The following is a 20688-nucleotide window of genomic DNA, read 5'->3' as shown; positions in this document are numbered from 1 at the left end:
GGTGAGGGCGTTTTTTTGTTTCCCGAGCCGAGGTGAGCGGGGTTTCCACATGCCCGATCTACACTATGAGCATCCGCGTCTGGCAGCCCTTTATGATCTTGCCTGCGGTTGGTCGGAGGATCGCGATTTCTATCTCTCGCTGGCGGACGGCGGGCCGAAGTCAATTCTCGATCTTGGCTGCGGCACCGGGCTGATCTGCGATGCCTACGCGGCAGGTGGCCATGACGTGACCGGCGCCGATCCTTCAGCACGGATGCTCGAAATCGCTAGACGCAAACCGAATGGCTGCGGCATCGAATGGGTAGAGTGTTACTCGCAGGACTTTCGATCTGAAAAACGCTTCGATCTGATCATCATGACCGGCCATGCCTTTCAGGTATTGCTCGATGAGAACGCCATCCTCGCAACCCTTGCCGTCATGCGCGAGCATCTGGCGGATGGCGGCCGGATCGTCTTTGAGACTCGCAATCCCGCAATAGACTGGAAAGCACGTTGGGACGGCGGTGTGTTCGAGGTCATTCACGACGGGCTTGTCGTTCGCAAGACGCGCGACGTGGTCTCTTACGGGGAAGGGCGGGCCCATTTCGAAACCCGCTATCATTTCCCCGAAGAGACGCTTGTCTCAAAAAGCGAGCTGCTGTTTCTGTCGCGCAACGATATCGAGCGGCACCTGCAGGCGTCCGGGCTGCGCGCCGACGCCGTTTACGGCGATTGGGACCGCCAGCCTTTCGACGAGCGAAACGCCGAGGAGATGATCTTCGTCGTCCGGCGCGCGTCGTAACTCAGGAGGCAAGGTCCACTGTCAAGCGACCGCGGGCCGCCAGGCGATGACGCCTTCCGTGCGTGCGCGGACATCCGGCGACGCCAGGCAGGTTGCGACCGCCTCATAACCCGGCGCCCCCGGATAGGGATGCACGGTCATCGGTGGGTTATGGTTGGCCGGACAAAAGATGATTGCTTCATTCGGTGTCACCGCGCTGAGATCCAGGATCATCTTCGAACGCGTCAGCATGAAAAGAGTGCGCGCGGTTGCGGGACGATTGCGTAGGTAGGAAATCAAGGCTTCCTGCGTGGCCTGATCCAATCCCTGCTCGATCATGTCGATGATGAGCATTCCCTGGTGCTGCCCCTCCAACTCGGCGAGAAGCGCGATCAAGGCGAGTGAGGCGGTGGCGCCCTCATCGATAAGCCAGTCGAGGGCTTGCAGGAAGCGCGCCTTCGATGCCGGATCGATATCCAATCGCGCATCGATATCGGCGCTCGTCGCGGCGGCGCGATCGAGCCCCAGGAAGCGGGCATCCGGCAACGCGTCAGCAATGGCATGGGCGAGCCGCGTCTTGCCGCTTCCAAGCGGACCGATGATGTAGTTCAGAGCCTTGACGTCTCGCAGTTCAAAACGTTCACCGCCCCATGGCCAAGGCAGTTCAAAGACTGCAAGAACCGGAGACGTTGGCATGATCGAGGCCAGTTGGGCAGGGGACGGGGCGTGGCCCGCGGCGATGGCCCTGCGGAACGTCGCGACGCGGCCGATCGTTTCGATGAGCCGTTGCACACCGTTTTCGAGCGATGCCTGGTGCAAGGCGAGTCCGTGTTCGAGGCCGCCGCGATCACCCTTCAGAACCTGGGCAATCTGTGTGAGGCTGAGGCCGAGTGCACGAAATCCCACAATCTCGCCAGCGCGGGCCATCTCATCCGGCCCGTATGCGCGCCAGCCGGAAGATGTGCGCAGGGGGTCGACGAGGCCGCGTTGCTCATAGATCCGCAGCGCCTTGATGGAGATACCTAGCCGCGCTGCCGCCTCGGACGGGCTCAAAAAGTGTGCGGAATGATCCACGACTCACCTCGCTGCTTGTTTGTCGCCCTGCTTATCGGGGCAGCCCCAGGGGACAGGTCAACAGTATTTCGAATATTGGGAGCGTCTCTTTTGCAAGACGGCTCGATGGTGCAGGGGAACGGAACTTGGCCGTCGCGGGCTTGTGTTCTTTCCACGTCTAATGCTCCATGCGGCAGTTGCATTCAGTTCGAGTCCCGCCATGCTTAAAGACTTCTCCGTGCAAACCCTGTTCATGGGCGTTCTCACCACTTTCGTGGGATTTGCCAGCTCCTTCGCGGTCGTGCTGCATGGCCTGCAGAGTGTCGGCGCGACGGATGCGCAGGCCGCGTCGGGCCTTATGGCGCTGTCGATCTCGCTGGGGCTTTGCGCGATCGTGCTCAGCACCGTGACGCGTGTGCCCATCAGTATCGCATGGTCCACTCCGGGTGGGGCGCTCCTTGCAAGTACCGGTGTGGTCGAAGGTGGGTTCAATGCGGCGGTCGGAGCGTTTCTTATCTGCGCGTTGCTGATCGTTATTGCCGGCCTGTTCAAGCCGCTCGGCCGGGCAGTCGCGGCTATTCCCGCGCCTCTTGCCAATGCGATGCTCGCTGGTGTGCTGATCGGGTTGTGCTTTGCGCCGGTCAGGGCGATCGGCTTCAACCCGCTACTTGGCTTGCCGATCGTACTGGCGTGGATCGTCGTCGGCGCGTTCAAGCGGCTCTGGGCGGTGCCGGCGGCTCTAGCGGCTTTCGTCCTGGTGGTAGCCTTCGGCGTGGACATTCCCCAAGGGGCGCTCGGTTCGATCGAACAGGCGCTGCGGCCCCCTGTCGCGTTCGTGGCTCCTGTCTTCAATCTGCCGGCTTTCATTTCCATCGCCCTGCCGCTCTTCATCGTGACTATGGCGTCGCAGAACATTCCCGGCATTGCGGTCTTGAAGGTGAATGGCTATGCGCCAAAGCCCGGGCCACTCTTTTCCGTGACCGGCCTGTTCTCGATACTGTCGGCGCCGTTTGGAGGCCATGCGGTGAACCTTGCTGCGATTACCGCGGCGATGTGCGCTGGCCAGGACGCGCATCCCGATCCGGCGCGGCGCTACTGGGCGGTCCTGGTCTCAGGCATCTCCTATGTCATTCTCGGGCTGCTTGCCGGCGCAGTGACGACCTTCGTGGCGCTCGCGCCGCCGATCCTGATCCAGGCCGTGGCCGGGCTGGCGCTGGTCGGCGCCTTCTCGGGTTCGGCCATGGCCGCCTTCCAGGCGCCGGAATCGCGCGAGGCGGCAGCCATCACGTTTCTGGTGACCGCATCCGGTGTCTCCTTCGCCGGTATCTCCGGGGCATTCTGGGGATTGCTCGGCGGAGGGCTGATGCTGGCATTGTCACGTCTTGTGCAAGCGGCGAAAAAATAGGCGGAGGGATTGCCAGTTTTTTGTAGCCCGGCTATAAGCGCGACCATGAAGAGCACGGGCATCATGATTTCTGAGCAGATTGCACGCGGGCGCATCGCGCTCCGCGACAATACGCGCGCCCTTACCTCGCTTCTTCTCCTCGGCCTTACGCGCGGTTGCCGGGTCCATTGAGGAGCGGCCGGCGGCCGAAAGCCCGCCCAGGCCATCGCTCCTCGTGACCAATCCCGAAAGCTGATCAACCGGATTGCATTCGCACCGGATTCGTCATCGCCAAGCCAGACCCGATACGTTATGACGCGGCTGGCCAGATGACGGGAAGAGGAAGAAAAGACATGGACACGAACACCGGCTCCCAGACCAAAGGCATGCCCGACGCGGCGATCAAGTACCGCCCTTATCCGCAGGTGAACATCCCGGACCGCACATGGCCGTCCAAGACGCTGACCAAGGCGCCGATCTGGTGTTCGGTTGACTTGCGCGACGGCAACCAGGCGCTGGTCGACCCGATGGGCCACGACCGCAAGGCCCGGATGTTTCAACTGCTGCTCGACATGGGTTTCAAGGAAATCGAGATCGGTTTCCCGTCGGCGTCGCAGACCGATTTCGACTTCGCGCGCTGGTGCGTGGAGCAGGGCAACGTGCCGGACGACGTATCGCTGCAGGTGCTGGTGCAGTGCCGTCCGGAGCTGATCACCCGCACCTTTGAGGCGCTGGAAGGCGCGAACCGTCCGATCGTTCACTTCTACAATTCGACCAGCGAATTGCAGCGTCGTGTCGTGTTCGCCAAGGACGTCCAGGGCATCAAGCAGATCGCAGTCGATGCTGCGAAGATGATCTCCGACATGGCGGCGAAGGCCGGCGGCGGCTATCGTTTCGAATATTCGCCTGAGAGCTTCACCGGCACCGAACTCGACGTGGCTTTAGACATCTGCAACGCCGTCATCGAGGTGATGAAGCCGACGCCTGACAACAAGCTGATCATCAACCTGCCGTCCACCGTCGAAATGGCGACTCCAAACGTCTATGCCGACCAGATCGAGTGGATGTGCCGCAATCTCGACAATCGCGAGAACCTGATCATTTCGTTGCATCCGCACAACGACCGCGGCACCGGTATCGCCGCTGCCGAGTTGGCACTGCTGGCGGGTGCAGACCGTGTCGAGGGCACGCTGTTCGGCAATGGCGAGCGCACCGGCAACGTCGATGTCGTCACCATGGCGCTGAACATGTTCACGCAGGGCGTCGACCCGCAGATCGACTGCTCCAATATCGTTCGCGTGAAGGAAGTGTTCGAGTATTCGAACCAGATGCCGATCGGCGAGCGCCACCCTTATGTCGGCGAACTGGTCTATACCGCCTTCTCCGGCTCCCACCAGGATGCGATCAACAAGGGTATGAAGGCGATCAAGGTCGCCAATCACCCGGTCTGGGAAGTGCCCTACCTGCCGATCGATCCGCAGGATGTCGGCCGTTCCTACGAGGCGATCATCCGCATCAACTCGCAGTCCGGCAAGGGCGGCATCGCCTATATCCTGCAGCAGGACTACGGGCTCAACCTGCCGCGCAACCTGCAGGTGGAATTCCGCGAGGACATCCAGCGGATCACCGACGAAGAGGGCAAGGAGCTGCCGTCACGGAAGATTTATGACCGCTTTATCGAGCGCTACGTGACCCAGCCCAAGGGCCGCATCAAGTTCGTCGACCACCACACCTATGCCGATCCGGAGCACAAGGGGCAGCGCATCGTCGCTGCCGAGATTACCGACAATGGTGAGACGAAGCGCATCGAAGGCAGGGGCAACGGCCCGGTCGACGGCTTCATCAATGCACTCTCGCACTATCTCGGCATCGAAATGTCGGTCGAGGACTATTCGGAGCATTCGTTGCAGCACGGCTCTAATGCTGCCGCCATCTCCTACGTCGAGACCTCCTATCCGGGCGGCAAGCTTTTCGGCGCTGGCATCAGCACCAACATCGTCGGCGCGTCGCTGGAAGCGATCGTGTCGGCGGCGAACCGCGTGCTCGAGGTCAAGGCCGGAAAGGCCTGACAAGATCTGCGCAGCGGTCTCCTCCGCTGCGCCTCTTTCCGGGAACTTGCTGAGAATAGGGCGCACCGGTCGCTACCTAGCGCCACGTGTGGCCGGTTGCCTAAACCGTCTCAGATCGACGTGGCGACCTGCATCGCGAGCTGGCCGAGCGAGGCTTCCGACGATGGGCCGACGAGCACATAGGACGTACCGGCATTGTGCCAGGCGACCACACCGATCTCGTCCTTGATCGTTTCCTTGAAATCGTCGGCCTCGGAGGGCAAGTTGTCCTTGCGGAAGCAGATGGAAGCAAGGTCGCCATCGGAGCTCGTGTAGACGAGCTGACCGACCGGCCGGCCGGCGCCGATGAAGATCCGTGCGCCCTGGAAGGTCCAGCCCTGATCTGACAGGTCTGGCACGCGGAACGCAACGCCGACCGTTGAGGTCAGCCAGGTGGAAATTTCCTCCGCCTGTGTCGACGGCACTTCGAAAATATGACGCGGCTGGCGGGCGATCAGACGTTGGTTGGCGATGACGTCTGTCAACCACTCGCTGGAATCCGAGGCGGCTTCGATCGTTGTCGGCTGCGCCGACTGCACGGTGCTGGTGCTGCCGGCGGCGAAATAACCGATGCCGCACCCGGCAACGAACAGGATGATTGCCGCGGCAAGAGCCTGCGGACCGGTCGGCGCAAGCTTCAGCGAAGGCCGCGAAAGGCGTGCAGCAACCGGAGCCTTCGGCGGCTGTACGCTCTTGATCGACCGAACGAGCGCAAGGGGAACGGGCTCCTTGAGAATATCGTCGAAACGGTGCTTCCCGAAGTCCGCACCGTGCCGCAGCTTGTCGTAGAGCCGCTTGGCGCCTTCGTCGGTTGCCAAGCGCTGCTCGAGCTCCTGCTTCTGTTCTGGCGTCGCCTCACCGTCCAGCAGGGCGGTCAGCTGAGCATCGAGCGGCAGTTTCTTGAAATCGAGCAATTCAGTACCTGTGAGGATCATTGTCCGCGACGCTGGCGAAGTGCAGTTTCGCCGCCGCGAGTTGTGAGACGACGATGTTGACGGCAACACCCATAATGTCGGCCGTCTGTTGATAGCTGCGCCCCTCGACGACGACCAGCAGAAACGCGCTTGAGGTGCCTTCTGGCATCTCGGAAACCATGCGGTGGATGACATCGGGATCGATGAGCGAGGCGCGGTCGCGGCTCGCCTCACGGATATCGGTCACATTGGTCTTAGTAGAGGTATGAGCCTTGCGACGACGATGGTCATCGCTCCATTGCTGGCGGGCGAGGGTGTAAACCCAGCTTTCCAGACGGCCTTCGCCGTTCCACTGGTTGCTTTTGGCGATGGCGCGCTGACAAGCCGCCTGCACGAGCTCGTCGGCGCTCGCTGCGTCACCTGCAAGGGTCATCGCGAAACGCCGCAGCCGGGGCAGAAGGCCCACCAGATCGCGTCTGATATCGATGGTCGTCACGGGTTGACGCATGGTCTTTCCAAGTAGTGCATGGGCGTTCGGGCAGAACGCCCAGCAGGAAATCGATTTATATCGCTTCTGTGTCCTTTATGAAACAAGTACCTGATACTTCGCAAGCATCCGGCGGCGTATCCCACGGGTTCTCAAAGCTTTTCTTCGCTGGCACCAGTGCGGCAAACCTCAATACGTGCGGTAGCCGTTTAATGTTTTCAGTAGCGAGCGGTAGGCCCATGTCTGCTCGCCGCCCCGATCCCGGATCTCGACGAGCTGGACGCGCGCTCCCTGCACATCACCCTGTTCCACCAAAGCTTGTCCCATGTATGACCGTGCCAGAACATAGTTCTCGTCGGCCTGCAGCGCCTTGCGGTAATACGACATCCCCAGTTCCATTCTGCCCGCCTTGCGGTTGGCGTAGCCGAGGTAGTTCAGGATGCGCGCATCGTTCTGGTTCCTGGCAAGGAGAAGCACGGTCAGGGCGTTGTCGTATTGGCCGGCATAGGCGAATTCGCGGGCTGCCTTGTAGAGGTCGTCGTCGTTGAACGAGCTCTTCTTCGCAACCACGCACTCCTTGCGCTTTGCGTCCCAGATCTTGCCGTCGGTGCATTTCGTCGTCGTCTCGGTCTTTGGCGGCGGCTTCGTTTCGTCGCTCTCGTCGCCAATGGCAAAGGCTGCGGAAGAGACGGCGACGGCAAGGGAACCGGCCAAAGCCAGGCCGCGAAGGCTAAAGGATGCCACGTGCATGCAACGCTCCGTGAATGGATGGGTCCAGAGATAACGAGTGTACGTGGCGATCGCCAATTGCCAAGGCCGCGGATGCCTTCCGAATTCAAGATATCGTCATTTTGAGTTTCCGAGTGAGCTCGGCGACAAGATGATTCCAAAAATGGCGCTAAGCCTTGAAAATATCTGCACTTTCGCTGCCCATGCTGTCGCCCATGGAGTTGATGCTGAAGCGCTCGCCGGTCAGTTCCCACGCGCCGGGAGAGCCATCGATCGTGAAGAGATTGTAGGCGGCGCGAGGTTTCAGCCCTCCAGGCCCTTGCGATGCCGAGGCGATGCCGACCACGGGGACGGGACCAGTCTGGCCGCGCAGCCAGTGGAGCGTGTTCAAATGAGTATGGCCGTGGAGCACCAGTTCTGCGCCGCCGGTGGAGATCACGGCACCGAAGCGGCGGATGCCGATCATCCGCTTGTAGAAGGACGTTGCGCCACGAATGGGCGGATGATGGATCATCACGACCCGAAACAGGCCGGCCTCGCCAGCGGCACGCAGCATGTTCACGGTATCACGGGCCTGGCGTTCACCGAAGAAGCCGCTGGCGGCGAAAGGGGGCGTTGCGACCGCAGTCGAGCAGCCGACGATGGCGACCTTGCCGCGAACGCGGAGGTAGGGAAAAACGTGGCGGTCTTCCTGCCACTCAGCCGGTGCAAGATCACCGCGCACATTGTCATACCAGGCACGCACCGACTTTTCGTAGGCACCGGGGACGTAGGCATCATGGTTTCCGGGTACGACGGAATTGTCTGCGGGGTCGCCGAGTTCTTTCAGCCATGCGGCGGCGGCGCGGATCTCCAAGCCGCTCGCGAGGTTCACCAGGTCGCCGGTGACCGCCAGATGATCGGCTTGCTTCGCGCGTATGTCATCGAGCAACAGATCCAGCGTGCTGCCGAAAAGGTGCTTGCGCCTGTTGCGATGCCAGTTCACAAAGCCGGTAATGCGTTTGGAGAAGAGCTCGCGGACGGAAAGGCGAGGGAGGGGGCCGAGATGGATATCGGAGATGTGCGCGAGCTTGAACATGCGACGACACATAGCCCAGTAACTCTGCAATTCAAACACATCTGCTTGAACGGATTAATGGAATTGGAAAAAGCGTGATCGGTACCATCCGCCCCTGGCAGTCGCGATTCCTGATGCGTATCGTGCATGTCTATTTCGCGATCGCGCGCGGAATGACGATGGGCGTGCGGGCGGCCTGCTTCGATTCGGCGGGCCGCATCTTTCTCGTGCGGCACAGCTACGTGCCCGGCTGGCATATGCCCGGCGGCGGGCTTGAGCGCAATGAGACTGCCGAGGAGGCGCTGATCAAGGAACTTCGTGAGGAGGGGAACCTGCGTATTCTCGGTCGCCCGCAGCTGTTTCACATCTATTTCAACACGGCCGCCAGCCGACGCGACCATGTTCTCTTCTATAAGACACAGGTGGAGCAGACCGCACCGCGCCCAGCGGACAGGGAAATCGTCGAGTGCGGCTTCTTCGCGATCGATGATCTGCCGTCTGGCACCACTGACGCGACGCGTCGTCGCCTGGCTGAACTGGCGGGCGAGCGGGAGCCCGCCCACGTCTGGTAGAGCCCAGGGCTAGGCCGCTGCCAGTCGGGCACGGCCATGCGGGCGATCGAGATCGAGCGCCGGGCCGATAGGCACAATGCCGGTCGGATTGATCGTCTTGTGGCTGCGATAGTAGTGGTCCTTGATATGGCGGAAATTCACCGTCTCCTTGACGCCCGCCGTCTGATAGAGGTCGCGCAGGTAGGCCGACAGATTGGGGTAGTCGTCGATGCGGCGGATGTTGCACTTGAAGTGACCGACATAGACGGCATCGAAGCGAACCAATGTCGTGAACAGCCGCCAATCGGCCTCGGTCAGCCGATCGCCGAAGAGATAACGACCCTTGGAAAGACGGTCTTCGAGCATATCAAGCGTTGCGAAAAGCCTGACGACATTCTCCCCGTAGGCGTCCTGCGTCGTGGCGAAGCCCGCCTTGTAGACGCCGTTGTTGACGGTATCGTAGACGACGGTATTGACGTCATCGATGTCGGCGCGCAGATCCTGCGGATAAAAATCAACAGTTGAGCCGGTCAGATGATCAAAGGCGCTGTTGAACATCCTGATGATCTCGGAAGACTCGTTGTTGACGATTGTGTTGGCCTTCTTGTCCCACAGGACCGGCACCGTCACGCGGCCGGAATAGTGCGGATCGGCCTTCACGTAGATTTCCGATAGCGTCTTGGCGCCGAAGAGATGGTCGCCGGTGGCGCCGTCACCGATCTTGAACTCCCAGCCATGCGACAGCATGAGGGGATCAACGATGGAAACGGTGATGAGATCATCGAGTTTCTTGAGTTTGCGAAAGATCAGCGTGCGGTGCGCCCAAGGGCACGCCAGCGAAACGTAAAGGTGGTAGCGGTCGGCTTCGGCCTTGAAACCGCCTGCACCGGAAGGGCCAGGGGCTCCATCCGCCGTAATCCAGTTTCGAAACTGCGAAGCGGCGCGCTTGAAGTGCCCCTTGGTTTCTTTTGTATCGTACCAGACGTCATGCCAGACGCCGTCAACCAGCATGCCCATGTTGTAATCCTTCAGATTATCCTGGGGCAGAACATATCGCAGCTCTTGCTTCTTTGCAGGCGGCAAAGATTGAACACTGCGTCACGTCGCGTGGTCTCCCGCTAAATTTCCGTTGGACGACCGAAATTTTTCCTGCTATCGGCCATTTCACACTTCTGGAACCCGATTTGATGTTTGCCCCGAGAAACCTGCGACGACGCTGATGCTCCCGAACGCCAAAGGGCGTGCTCGAGATCCATCAATTCTGTCTATCCGGTTTCCGTCTCATCATGCACAAGCACGATCTGGTCTACCTCACTGAGGATGCGTCGCACGACGCTGCTATCGAACACATCAACGAAGAAGCATTCGGTCCCGGCCGGCATACGCGGGCCGCAGCCCGAATCCGCGAGCAGGGGCCACACGACCTTTTGCTTTCCTTCATTTGCACCGATGACGGGGAAACGATCGCATCGGTGCGAATGACGCCCGTCCAAGCCGGTTCGGTCAATGGACACCTGCTTGGGCCGCTGGCCGTTCGGCCGTCCCACAAGGGTCGCGGTATCGGCCGGGAACTGGTCCGGATTGCCGTCGACGCAGCGCGGCGCAAGGGGTCGGAGGCGGTCATTCTCATCGGCGACCCGCCTTACTACTGCCCGCTCGGCTTCGAGAAGGTTGCCCACAATGCGCTGACGTTTCCGGGCCCAGTCGATCCGGCGCGCGTGCTGGTGGTGCCGCTCGCCGAGGATGCGCATGTAAGGCTCAAGGGAACTATCGGCTGGCGGAAATAGATCGCGTGCGGTATTGAGCCTTACGCCCGGCGCGCGCTTCGCGTGATCTTTCAGTAGCTTGAAGGGCTTTGAGCATGAGCCGCATTTCCATGGACGAGGCGCTGGATCGCGCCGGGACCGGTTCTTTCCAGCGGCGCTTGATCGGCATCTTCGGACTTGTCTGGACGGCGGACGCAATGCAGGTGCTCGCCGTCGGCTTCACCGCAGCCTCGATTGCAGCCACCTTTGGATTGACAGTTCCGCAAGCTCTGCAGACCGGCACGCTGTTCTTTCTCGGCATGCTCATCGGCGCCGTCGCCTTCGGCCGCCTGGCCGACAAGGTCGGACGGCGCCAGGTGTTGATCGCAACGGTTGCCTGCGACGCGCTTTTCGGCACGCTTTCGATCTTCGCTGCCGATTTTACCAGCCTGCTCGTGCTGCGCTTCCTCACCGGCATGGCGGTCGGCGGAACGTTGCCGGTCGACTACGCGATGATGGCCGAGTTCCTGCCCACCAAGAGCCGTGGCCGCTGGCTGGTCGCGCTGGAAGGCTTCTGGGCGATCGGAACGCTGATCGTCGCATTGGCTGCCTGGGCTGCGAGCGTTGCCGGGGTGAGCGATCCCTGGCGCTATATTTTCGCGGTCACCGCACTGCCGGCACTGCTGGGCCTGACGCTGCGCTTCTTCGTTCCTGAATCTCCCCTCTACCTCATTCGGACCGGACGGACAGGCGAGGCCAAGATGATCGTCAACAGGATGCTGGCGCTGCACCAAAAAGCGCCCCTGCGGTCCGACGACGAGATCGTCGCGACGCCGCAGGTGGCGGAAGGGATCTTCTCAGAAGAGCTTCGTCGCCGAAGCGCACTGATCCTGGCGATCTGGTTCCTGGTTTCCGTTTCCTACTACGGCGTCTTCACCTGGATGCCGGCGAAGCTGGCCGGCGACGGGTTCGGCTTCGTCCGCGGATACGGCTTTCTGGTGTTCGTCGCACTTGCCCAGGTACCTGGCTACGCGCTTGCCGCCTATGGCGTCGAGGCTTGGGGGCGCAGGCCGACGCTGATCTGTTTCTGCCTGCTTTCTGCGCTGGGGTGCCTGCTCTTCGTGGTTTCTCCGAGCGACATGCTGGTTGGCGCGTCGCTGCTGGTCATGAGCTTCGCGCTGCTCGGGACGTGGGGCGCGCTCTATGCCTTTACGCCGGAGCTCTACCCCACCGCATCGCGGGCGACGGGCATGGGATCGGCAGGCGCGATGGCGCGCCTCGGCGGGCTGCTTGCTCCGTCCCTGATGGCATTCGTCGTATCAGGTGGATTGGGCCTGGCCATCGGCCTGTTTGCGGGCCTGCTGGTCGTGGCGGCCTTTGCCGCGATGGCGATCGACGCAGAAACGCGCCAGGCAGCGCTCAGCTGATTCCGGCACCGGCAATGTGTGCAAAAACGTGTGCGGGCGGCCGATCCAGGCATCGCCATCCCCACGTCAAATTCAGTTGATCACACGACTGTCATGCGCGCTCCCTAGACTTTGGAAGCGCTCCAAAGCGGACCTGTGGTGTCAATATGATGGGGGTAGTTCGATGACCGAACATATTTCACAGAAACAAATCTTTCCGACCAGCCAGCTTGAGGATGCCGACGGCGACGGCCATAACCGCTGCGACAATCCCACCATGGGGGAGATCATTGGCCGGCGCTTCTCGCGTCGCGGTTTCCTTCAAGGATCGCTTGCCGTTTCGGCTATTGCCGCGACTGTCAGCCCAATCGCGCTGTTGAGCGCGCAAAAGGCTCGCGCTGCAGGCGGCTCCGCCTTCTCCTTCACTGAAGTCGAGGCCGGCGTCGATGCGGACCACCATGTCGCCGAGGACTACAATGCCGATATTCTCTTGCGCTGGGGCGATGCCCTTTTCTCCGATTCGCCGGTCTTCGACCCGAAGCAACAGTCGGCTGCGGCGCAGAGCCGACAGTTCGGCTACAACAACGATTATGTCGGCTATATTCCGATCGATGGCTCGTCAAAGCACGGTATCCTCGTCGTCAATCACGAATACACAAACCCGCACTTGATGTTCCCCGGCCTGGTGACGATCGCCGACGGCAAGATCAAGCAAGCGAAGCTTACCAAGGAGCAGGTCGATATCGAGATGGCTGCTCACGGCGGCACGATCGTCGAGATCCGAAAAGCCGACGGCAAGTGGCAGGTCGTGCCGGACGGCAAGTACAATCGCCGCATAACCTCGGTGACCGAGACGGAACTGACCGGTCCGGTGGCGGGCCATGAGCGCGTCAAGACATCCGCCGATACGACCGGCACCAAGGTAATCGGCACGTTCAACAACTGCGCCGGCGGCGTCACGCCCTGGGGCACCTACATTATGGCCGAGGAAAATTTCCATGGCTATTTCTCCGGCGAACTGCCTGCCGATCACAAGGAGGCGGCGAACCATAAGCGCTACGGCGTGCCGGAAGGCGCCTATGAGTGGGCACACTTCTATGACCGCTTCAATGTTGCAAAGGAGCCAAACGAACCCAATCGCTTCGGCTGGATCGTCGAGGTCGATGTCCTCGATCCGACGTCGACCCCGAAGAAGCGCAGCGCGCTTGGACGCACGAAGCACGAAGGCGCTGCATCGATCGTCGACAAGGATGGCCGCGTCGTCTTCTACCTCGGCGACGACGAACGTTTCGACTACGTCTACAAGTTCGTGACGTCGGGCACCTACATGGCCAACGACCGCACTGCCAACATGAAGCTGCTCGACGAAGGGACGCTTTATGTCGCCAAGTTCACCGAGGACGGGACGCTGCAGTGGTTGCCTGTTGTCCACGGCCAGGGGCCGTTGACAGCGGAAAACGGCTTTGCCAGCCAGGCCGAGGTGCTGATCGAGACCCGCCGCGCGGCGGACCTGCTCGGGGCGACGAAGATGGACCGGCCGGAAGACATCGAACCCAATGCCGTCAACGGCAAGGTCTATGTGATGCTTACCAACAACACGAAGCGCAAGCCCGAGCAAGTGGACGCGGCCAATCCGCGTGCCGACAACGCCTTCGGCCATATCATCGAGATCACCGAGGATGGCGGTGCCTTCGGGGCAACCTCGGGCAAGTGGGAAGTCCTGCTGAAGTGTGGAGACCCTGCCGTCGCAGCCGTCGGCGCTTCCTTCTCGACCGAAACGACGAAGAACGGCTGGTTCGGCATGCCGGATAACTGTTCCATCGATGCTGCCGGCCGCCTCTGGGTCGCGACCGACGGCAATAACAACAAGGCGACAGGCCGCACCGACGGTCTCTGGGCCGTCGACACCGAAGGCGACGCGCGCGCAACCTCCAAGCTCTTCTACCGTGTTCCGGTGGGTGCCGAGCTCTGCGGCCCGCTCTTTTTGCCGGACGACCAGACGGCATTCGTAGCCGTGCAACATCCCGGCGACGGCGGCGACGACTGGTCGGGCCACGGTCGTCCGTCCTACTATGAGGATCTCTCCACCCGCTGGCCGGACTTCAAGGAGGACATGCCGGTCCGACCGGCTGTCGTTGCGATCACCAAGGTCGGCGGTGGAAAGATTGCCGTCTGACAGCTGAAAGCGACCAGTGCTCCACCGTTCGGCCGGACGGTGGAGCATCGATGTCTGGCGAAATCGCGCACCTTGTTGCGGCGTCTAATCGAGACGCTTGCGCAGAAATGTGCGGGTGCGGCCTTTCGGGAATTCAGGCAATTCGCCGAAGATCTCGTAGCCTTGGCGCTGGTATGCCCGCAGCGCCTGCGGATTGAAGGTATCGATCCAGGCACCGCGGCAGCCGCGTGCGGCCGCTTCCTCTTCGGCCAACGCAAGGATCTGGCCAGCCATGCCCTTGCCCCGTTCCTTGTCGGGAATGTACAGCAACTGCGTGAACAGCCAGCCCCAGGCGGTATAGCCGGAAAGGCCTCCGCTGACGTTTCCATCGGTATCACGAATGAGAACCGCGAGCGGCCGGCGTTCGGAAGGGCCAACATCATCGAGATTGAACGCCGAGAGCGCGTCGCCGATCGTCGTGAGATCATCGGCAGCGGGCGAGCCTGTGACCTCAAACTCAGCCATGCCGCTAACGCCCTTCGCGCCACCACATGGCGCCGAAGGCAAGCAACAGGATACCGACACCGGCGAAGCCGGCAAACAGCGGCAGCGTGTTGATGCCTTTCAGCACCGTTTCGTTGGTAAGGTGGATCTGCATGCGATCGTTGTCGGCAACGCGGACCTGGCCACGAACCGGCAGGATCGGCGGAATGCTGATCGCGCCGCTGGCATCGGAAACGCGGGTGACGAGGCCCTTCGACTTGTCGGCAATGGGCTTCAACGCCTCGCTCGTCGAGATCATCGCCTTGAATTCCGGCGCATCGACCGCGCCGACATGAACGAGCGTCGTCATCTCGCCGTTCCTGATTTCGAAGAGGCCGATCTCGTCCATCTTCTTCTCGGCTTTGAAGAGGCCGGGCTCGGCTTGCGTCAGCGTCAGCGTCTCCGTCTTGCCGGAGGGATAGCGCACCGTCGCGTTGCCGGGGTTGGCGCCGATCGTCTGGCGCGTGATCTCCAGCGTGCGACCGGATGCCCGAGCGGTCAGCGCCTCTTCCTCAAGGGCCGGCTCTTTCATCAGCCAGTGGGCGACGCGGCGATAGAGCGACACATGCGGACCACCGCCCTCGAAGCCACGGGCCCACAGCCAGCCCTGGTCGGAGAGCAGCATGGCGACGCGACCCTGTCCGGCGCGATTGAGAACGAGGAGCGGATGGTTGTCGGCTCCGACCATTACCGTCTGGCCCTGCGGCGGCTCGACATCGACACTGCGGAACCACCGGCCCCAATGAGGCGGCTCGTCAGCGGATCCGTCGAGGCCACGGGTGACCGGATGCTTGCGGCCCTCTTCCGAAAGCCTGGGATAGAACGCCTTCTCGATCATCTGGCCGGTCGGGGCGGCCGGCAGCACGGATGACAGCGGCGTCAGCGCAATCGAATCCTGGCCGGCGTGTTCAGGGCCAGCTGCGATCAAAAGGGCGCCGCCATTTTCCACATACTGGGCGATGTAGTCGTAGTAGAGGATCGGCAGCACGCCACGGTGCTGGTAGCGGTCGAAGATGATCAGGTCGAAGTCCTTGATCTTGTCGACGAACAGCTCGCGGGTCGGGAAGGCGATCAGCGACAGCTCGTTGATCGGCGTGCCGTCCTGCTTTTCGGGCGGGCGCAGGATGGTGAAATGGACGAGATCCACCGACGCATCCGATTTCAGGAGGTTGCGCCAGGCGCGTTCGCCGGCATGCGGCTCGCCGGAGACAAGCAGAACGCGCAGGTTCTCGCGAATGCCGTCAATCACATGGACGGCGCGGTTGTTTGCCTCGGTAACCTCGCCTGGAAGGCCGCTGACCGAAAATTCGAGAACGTTGCTGCCGCCGCGTTCGACCTTGAACGAAAACGGCGTGTCGCGACCGGGCGTGGCCTGGAGCGTGGCGATCTCGTTGCCGTTGAGCTTGACCGTGACATTGGCCGTGCCGCCTGGGCTTGGGCCGTCGTCGAAGACGCGCAGCAGCAATTGCTGCTCCTCGTTGACGATGCCGAAGCGTGGTGCCTTGACGACTTCGATACGGCGGTCGAATTCGTTGGCTTTACCCGTGATCAGGCCGTGGATCGGTGCATCGAAGCCAAGTGCCTGGTTGACGGCGGGAACGTCATGGACCTCGCCGTCCGTCAGCATGATCGCGCCGCCGATGCGCGCGGGCGGCACATCCGCGACAGCCGCGGAAAGCGCGTTGAACAGCCGGGTCGAGGGTGCGTCGGAATCGTCCGGTTCCGTCGCGTCGACGTAGCGCGGTTCGATATTGGGGAAGCGAGCAAGACGCTCCTTCAACTGCGCCAGGGCATCGTCGGTCATCTTGATGCGTTCAGGCGTCTCTTGGCTCTGGCTGCGGTCGACGATGACGGGCACGACGGTCGACAGTTGCTCGCGATCTTCCTGCAGCAACAGCGGGTTGGCGAGGGCGGTCAGCAAAGCAAGCGCAGCAATCGAGCGGATCCAGGCACCGCGCACCCGGCGCCAGATGGCAAAGGCGGCGGTTGCGACGACAATGACTGCCAGACCCGCCAGGACCGGCCAAGGAATGAAAGGCGAAAAATCAACCGTCATGTCACTGTCCCAACCGTTCCAGGAGAGCGGGAACGTGGACCTGATCGGTCTTGTAGTTGCCGGTCAGCATATACATCATGATGTTGACGCCGCTGCGGTAGGCGTATTCGCGCTGCGTCTCGTCCGGCGGAACCGTCGGCAACATCGGCACCCCGTTGTCGTCGACGGCCCAGGCGCCGGCAAAGTCGTTGCCCGTGATGAGGATCGGCGAAACGCCGTCTGCCGTGCCGGTCGACTTGGCATCCGCGGCACGGTTTTCCTGTCGCGCTTCGATCCAGAGGGGGCTTCCGGTGTAGCGGCCGGGGAAGCTCGACAGCAGGTAGAAGGATTTCGTCAGCACGTGGTCCGATGGCACTGGTTCCAACGGCGGAATATCGAGATTGGCAAGGATCTGCTGCAGCCGCTCGCCATTGGCGCTGACCGAGCCGCCATTGTTGTCGAGTGCGCTGAACTGGTCGCGTGTGTCGAAGAGCACAGTTCCGCCGGAGCGCATGTAGGCGTCAATCTTGTTGATCGCCGCTGCCGAAGGCATCGGCGCGGTCGCCGAGACGGGCCAATAGATGATCGGGTAGAAGGCGAGCTCATCCTTCGTGAGATCCAGACCAACAGGTGGCGACGGCTCCAGTGTGGTGCGATAGGTCAGGAAGTCCGTCAGGCCCTCGAGCCCCCGTTCGGAGATACGATCGACGTCCTGTTCGCCGGTAACGACGAAGGCGAGGTGCGTATTGTCGAGCCGCTGGAAGATCTGCTCGTCGCCTGGCTTGGCGTCATCTGCATGCGATTGTCCGGGCTGCAGCAAGATTGCTGCACTCAGAGCAACGGCGACAAGCGCTGCCGTGCGGGCCGCTGGGCGCAGCCGCGAGAAGGCGCCGCTCATGAACATCACGATCAGGCTGTCGGCCAGCAGCAGCAGGAAGGCGATCAGGAACAGGGCAGGCTTTGCAGACCAGGTTTCACCGCCGATCAGTCCCTCGCGAACGATGGTGATCCCCGACGTGTCGAGTGGCCTCAGTTCGGCGTTCTTCGGCAGCACGTTCAGAGCGGTAAATCCTTCCTCGGACCCATACAGGCCAGGCGGGTTGTCAAAGCTGGCAAGCGACGTGACCTTCGCGTTGGGGATCAGCGGACGCGCTGTGCCGGTCTCGGTCGTCAGCGCGCCCCTGGCCGTCAACAGGCGGAAGGGTGGCAATGCCTCGGCGCTCGAAGCGCCATTCGCTTCGGCGTTGACGCCACCCGAGCGCGACAACTGGACGAGGCGGCGCAGCATTTCGACGAAATTGCCCGAAATCGGCAGGTTGGACCACGTGGCCTCGGCGCTGACGTGGAAGAGGACGATCCGGCCGGCATTGATCGGCTTCGTGGTCACGAGCGGTGTCCCATCGGCAAGGCTTGCCCAGGTGCGCTCGGCGAGATCAGGCGTCGGCTCAGCGAGAACCTGACGCTTGATGGTGACGTCCGTCGGCTTCGCCATTCCAGCGAACGGGCCGAATCCCGGAAACTCGGCCAGCGGCTGCGGTTCGGCCCAGGACAGCGCGCCGCCAAGCGCACGCTCGCCCTGGCGCAGCGTGACCGGAACCAGCGGGTCGTCGGCCGGAGCGGCGGCAAGGCGCGGCCCGGCAAAGCGGATCAAGGTTCCGCCATTCGCGATCCAGCGCTGCAACGGCGCGTAGGTTTCCTGGGGCAGGCGGCCGATGTCAGCCATGATGATCACGGACGGATTCTGCGTCAGGAGATCCGGGATCGAGGACGCGAGATCGGGCGTGTTCGGCTCTATCAGATCGGCATAGGGCTGCAGGGCGCGCTGAATGTAATAGAGCGGCGAAAGCAGCGGCTGGAACGTATCGCCGACTTCGCCGGACAATAGGACGACGCGGCGGCGCTTGAAGCCATCATCGAGCAGATGCACGGCGCCTGCCGTGGCGTGGCTGTCAATGCTGACGCGCGCGAAGTCGTTGCGCATTTCAAACGGTGCGGTGATCGATCCAGTGGCAACGCTCTGCCCCTGTTGGAAGTCGATCGAACCGGCGGCGATTGCGCGACCTTGTGTATCCTGCGCGGTCATGGGCAGCGATGCGGCACCCGCGCTGTCGAGGCGCGTGGCGGTCACCGTCATCGCATCCGCGGCATTGTTGGCTGACGTGATGGCGATCGTCTCGGCCGCGTCGCCGGACACCAAGCGCAACTGGGCAGGCGAGAGGTCGGAAAGTTGGCGGATCGTTGCGTCGCTGTCGCTTGCGGCGGCGCCATCGGTGAGGAAGGCGAGGGTGCCGGGATGGACGCCGTTCAAGGCGGCACGCAGCGCCTCAAACGCGCGCTGGCGGTCGGGCACGAGCGGCTTCGGCTGCGCGGCGCGCAGCTTGTCGCGGGCAACGGACGCCGTTCCTGGAACCGCGTCGTTGGTCGGATCGGCGGTGAAGGCGATGGCAACAGGGGTCCCGGCCGCTTCCGCGTCGTCAATCAGCGCGTCGGCGGTCTTGACGCGCTGGTCCCAATCCGGCGACGTAGCCCAGCCATTGTCAACAAAGAGCACGAGCGGACCGCCGGCAGCGATTGAATTCGCGCGTGGATTGAAGACAGGGTCGGCGATCGCCAGGATGACGGCCGCGGCAAGCAGCATGCGCAGCAGCGTCAGCCACCAGGGGCTCTGGGCCGGGGTTTCCTCTCGCTTCAGAACCGTCGCGAGAATCTTCAGCGGCGGGAAGACTTCGGTCTTCGGGCGCGGCGGCGTCAATCGCAGCAGCCACCATATGATCGGCAGGGCGACGAGCGCGCCGAGGATTGCAGGATAGGCGAAAGCGAAGGGAAGGGCGTTCATCGTTGCCCTCCATGCGTCGCGCTGGCCGGCATACCCGACAGATACATGTGAACGGCGACCAGTGCTTCGGAGGCGAGATGGTCGGTGCGATGGCTGACAAAGGTCCAGCCCATGTGGCGCAGCGCCTGGCCGAGATCGTCCCTGCGGCCGAGATAGGCGCGGGTATAGGCTTCGCGGATATGCTCGGCGCGGCCGGTTGTCAGTTTCGAACCGGTCTCGGGATCGGTGAATTCGGTGCGGCCATCATAGGGGAAGAGCTCTTCGGCCGGGTCGGCGATCTCGATCACGTGGCCGCGCAGACCGCGCCGCGCCAAGGGACCGATGCGCGCCATGACCGCACGCGCGTCGTCGAGGAAATCACCGATCAGCACAAGTTCGCTCCAGCCGCGAATCATGGCCGTTTCCGGGAGGCCTCCGCTCAGCGGAGTATGCATCAATGCCGTTGCAAGTCGCTCTGCAGCGTTGCGCGCGGCGATCGGTTCCATGACGCCTGGGCATCCGATGCGCTCGCCGGAGCGCGCGAGAATCTCTGCAAGCGCCAGCATGATGACGAGTGCCCGGCCTTCCTTCGAGGCGTTTCCGAAAGTCGATTTGTACATCATCGAGGGAGACATGTCGGCCCAGAGCCAGATCGTATGGGCAGCCTCCCACTCGCGGTCGCGGATGTAGGTGTGATCGTCGCGCGCGGACCGGCGCCAATCGATGCGCGACAGGCTCTCGCCCTCGGTATAGGGACGGAACTGCCAGAAATTCTCGCCGATACCGCGTTTGCGGCGGCCATGCCAACCGGCGATCACCGTGTTGGCGATCCGCTTGGCCTCGACCAGACAATCCGGCACCAGGCTTGCCCGCTGCCTTGCGCGAGCAAGGGCGTCGTTGCCCGAAGTCGCATTGACGATCTGTCCGATGGGTGCCACGCAGACGC

Annotated in this window: 16 protein-coding genes and 1 pseudogene; 7 read left to right on the top strand and 10 right to left on the bottom strand. The window is 62.3% G+C overall.

Translation table 11 applies throughout. The features are described 5' to 3' along the window. Positions 1 to 49: 49 nt before the first annotated feature. On the top strand, positions 50 to 781 hold the full coding sequence (locus WGT02_RS15800) for a bifunctional 2-polyprenyl-6-hydroxyphenol methylase/3-demethylubiquinol 3-O-methyltransferase UbiG (RefSeq protein WP_208249985.1): 732 nt from the start codon (positions 50 to 52) through the stop codon (positions 779 to 781). Positions 782 to 802: 21 nt separating this feature from the next. On the opposite strand, the gene WGT02_RS15795 is transcribed toward WGT02_RS15800, so the two are convergent. Continuing rightward, on the bottom strand, positions 803 to 1834 hold the full coding sequence (locus WGT02_RS15795; RefSeq protein WP_024313913.1) for a MerR family transcriptional regulator: 1032 nt from the start codon (positions 1832 to 1834) through the stop codon (positions 803 to 805). Between the two features lie 199 nt (positions 1835 to 2033). On the opposite strand from WGT02_RS15795, the gene WGT02_RS15790 reads away from it, so the two are divergent. Then, positions 2034 to 3218: a benzoate/H(+) symporter BenE family transporter gene (locus tag WGT02_RS15790; protein WP_024313912.1), complete on the top strand. Its 1185-nt coding sequence runs from the start codon at positions 2034 to 2036 to the stop codon at positions 3216 to 3218. 332 nt (positions 3219 to 3550) lie between these two features. Further along, positions 3551 to 5266: a 2-isopropylmalate synthase gene (gene leuA / locus WGT02_RS15785; RefSeq protein ID WP_208249987.1), complete on the top strand. Its 1716-nt coding sequence runs from the start codon at positions 3551 to 3553 to the stop codon at positions 5264 to 5266. 110 nt (positions 5267 to 5376) lie between these two features. On the opposite strand, the gene WGT02_RS15780 is transcribed toward leuA, so the two are convergent. From WGT02_RS15780 to WGT02_RS15765, 4 genes are all read right to left on the bottom strand, one after another. Further along, positions 5377 to 6219, bottom strand: a complete 843-nt coding sequence (locus WGT02_RS15780) for an anti-sigma factor (protein ID WP_024313910.1) — start codon at positions 6217 to 6219, stop codon at positions 5377 to 5379. A 1-nt stretch (position 6220) separates the two neighbouring features. After that, positions 6221 to 6727 carry an RNA polymerase sigma factor gene (locus WGT02_RS15775; RefSeq protein WP_024313909.1) on the bottom strand — a complete coding sequence of 169 codons (507 nt, stop codon included), beginning with the start codon at positions 6725 to 6727 and terminating at the stop codon, positions 6221 to 6223. 168 nt (positions 6728 to 6895) lie between these two features. Next, positions 6896 to 7456 carry a hypothetical protein gene (locus WGT02_RS15770; protein WP_208249989.1) on the bottom strand — a complete coding sequence of 187 codons (561 nt, stop codon included), beginning with the start codon at positions 7454 to 7456 and terminating at the stop codon, positions 6896 to 6898. 148 nt (positions 7457 to 7604) lie between these two features. Continuing rightward, positions 7605 to 8513 (bottom strand): metallophosphoesterase, encoded by a 909-nt coding sequence (locus tag WGT02_RS15765; protein ID WP_024313908.1) that lies wholly within the window; start codon positions 8511 to 8513, stop codon positions 7605 to 7607. 113 nt (positions 8514 to 8626) lie between these two features. Here WGT02_RS15765 and WGT02_RS15760 point away from each other — a divergent pair, with 113 nt between their 5' ends. Continuing rightward, a complete protein-coding gene (locus tag WGT02_RS15760) occupies positions 8627 to 9064 on the top strand; it encodes an NUDIX domain-containing protein (RefSeq protein ID WP_051166637.1) in 438 nt (145 codons plus the stop codon). A gap of 9 nt (positions 9065 to 9073) precedes the next feature. Here the strand turns inward: WGT02_RS15760 and WGT02_RS15755 are convergent, their stop codons facing one another. Further along, complete coding sequence (locus WGT02_RS15755) at positions 9074 to 10060, bottom strand: glutathione S-transferase family protein (protein ID WP_208249990.1); 987 nt, start codon at positions 10058 to 10060, stop codon at positions 9074 to 9076. A gap of 202 nt (positions 10061 to 10262) precedes the next feature. Here WGT02_RS15755 and WGT02_RS15750 point away from each other — a divergent pair. The 3 genes and pseudogenes from WGT02_RS15750 (at position 10263) to WGT02_RS15740 (ending at position 14370) form a co-directional block, all read left to right on the top strand. After that, positions 10263 to 10830: pseudogene (locus WGT02_RS15750) on the top strand (GNAT family N-acetyltransferase). Between the two features lie 74 nt (positions 10831 to 10904). Then, on the top strand, positions 10905 to 12215 hold the full coding sequence (locus WGT02_RS15745) for an MFS transporter (RefSeq protein ID WP_024313904.1): 1311 nt from the start codon (positions 10905 to 10907) through the stop codon (positions 12213 to 12215). A gap of 163 nt (positions 12216 to 12378) precedes the next feature. Further along, on the top strand, positions 12379 to 14370 hold the full coding sequence (locus WGT02_RS15740) for a PhoX family phosphatase (RefSeq protein ID WP_208249992.1): 1992 nt from the start codon (positions 12379 to 12381) through the stop codon (positions 14368 to 14370). A gap of 84 nt (positions 14371 to 14454) precedes the next feature. Here the strand turns inward: WGT02_RS15740 and WGT02_RS15735 are convergent, their stop codons facing one another. Genes WGT02_RS15735 through WGT02_RS15720 form a run of 4 tightly spaced genes read right to left on the bottom strand, consistent with a single transcriptional unit; the run spans position 14455 to position 20680 of the window. Further along, positions 14455 to 14874: a GNAT family N-acetyltransferase gene (locus tag WGT02_RS15735; protein WP_208249994.1), complete on the bottom strand. Its 420-nt coding sequence runs from the start codon at positions 14872 to 14874 to the stop codon at positions 14455 to 14457. A gap of 4 nt (positions 14875 to 14878) precedes the next feature. Next, on the bottom strand, positions 14879 to 16948 hold the full coding sequence (locus tag WGT02_RS15730) for a hypothetical protein (RefSeq protein WP_208249996.1): 2070 nt from the start codon (positions 16946 to 16948) through the stop codon (positions 14879 to 14881). A gap of 1 nt (position 16949) precedes the next feature. After that, positions 16950 to 19763, bottom strand: a complete 2814-nt coding sequence (locus WGT02_RS15725; protein ID WP_208249997.1) for a DUF4159 domain-containing protein — start codon at positions 19761 to 19763, stop codon at positions 16950 to 16952. Continuing rightward, the gene (locus tag WGT02_RS15720) at positions 19760 to 20680 is read right to left on the bottom strand and encodes a DUF58 domain-containing protein (protein ID WP_024313899.1); all 921 of its coding nucleotides are present in this window, start codon (positions 20678 to 20680) and stop codon (positions 19760 to 19762) included. Before WGT02_RS15720 ends, WGT02_RS15725 begins: the two co-directional genes overlap by 4 nt. Positions 20681 to 20688 lie beyond the last annotated feature (8 nt).

This window comes from Rhizobium sp. T1470 (assembly GCF_042140505.1).
Taxonomy (GTDB): Bacteria; Pseudomonadota; Alphaproteobacteria; order Rhizobiales; family Rhizobiaceae; genus Rhizobium; species Rhizobium favelukesii.
The sequence above is the reverse complement of the archived record's forward strand: the minus strand, read 5'-3'. Positions and strand labels throughout refer to the sequence as shown.

Excerpts from the sequence above, each read along its gene's own strand:
- WGT02_RS15775 (WP_024313909.1), bottom strand. The coding sequence starts at position 6,727 with ATGCGTCAACCCGTGACGACCATCGATATCAGACGCGATCTGGTGGGC.
- WGT02_RS15765 (WP_024313908.1), bottom strand. The coding sequence starts at position 8,513 with ATGTTCAAGCTCGCGCACATCTCCGATATCCATCTCGGCCCCCTCCCT.
- WGT02_RS15760 (WP_051166637.1), top strand. The coding sequence starts at position 8,627 with ATGCGTATCGTGCATGTCTATTTCGCGATCGCGCGCGGAATGACGATG.
- WGT02_RS15735 (WP_208249994.1), bottom strand. The coding sequence starts at position 14,874 with ATGGCTGAGTTTGAGGTCACAGGCTCGCCCGCTGCCGATGATCTCACG.
- WGT02_RS15740 (WP_208249992.1), top strand. The coding sequence starts at position 12,379 with ATGACCGAACATATTTCACAGAAACAAATCTTTCCGACCAGCCAGCTT.
- WGT02_RS15745 (WP_024313904.1), top strand. The coding sequence starts at position 10,905 with ATGAGCCGCATTTCCATGGACGAGGCGCTGGATCGCGCCGGGACCGGT.
- WGT02_RS15770 (WP_208249989.1), bottom strand. The coding sequence starts at position 7,456 with ATGCACGTGGCATCCTTTAGCCTTCGCGGCCTGGCTTTGGCCGGTTCC.
- WGT02_RS15790 (WP_024313912.1), top strand. The coding sequence starts at position 2,034 with ATGCTTAAAGACTTCTCCGTGCAAACCCTGTTCATGGGCGTTCTCACC.
- WGT02_RS15755 (WP_208249990.1), bottom strand. The coding sequence starts at position 10,060 with ATGGGCATGCTGGTTGACGGCGTCTGGCATGACGTCTGGTACGATACA.
- leuA (WP_208249987.1), top strand. The coding sequence starts at position 3,551 with ATGGACACGAACACCGGCTCCCAGACCAAAGGCATGCCCGACGCGGCG.
- WGT02_RS15725 (WP_208249997.1), bottom strand. The coding sequence starts at position 19,763 with ATGAACGCCCTTCCCTTCGCTTTCGCCTATCCTGCAATCCTCGGCGCG.
- WGT02_RS15800 (WP_208249985.1), top strand. The coding sequence starts at position 50 with ATGCCCGATCTACACTATGAGCATCCGCGTCTGGCAGCCCTTTATGAT.
- WGT02_RS15730 (WP_208249996.1), bottom strand. The coding sequence starts at position 16,948 with ATGACGGTTGATTTTTCGCCTTTCATTCCTTGGCCGGTCCTGGCGGGT.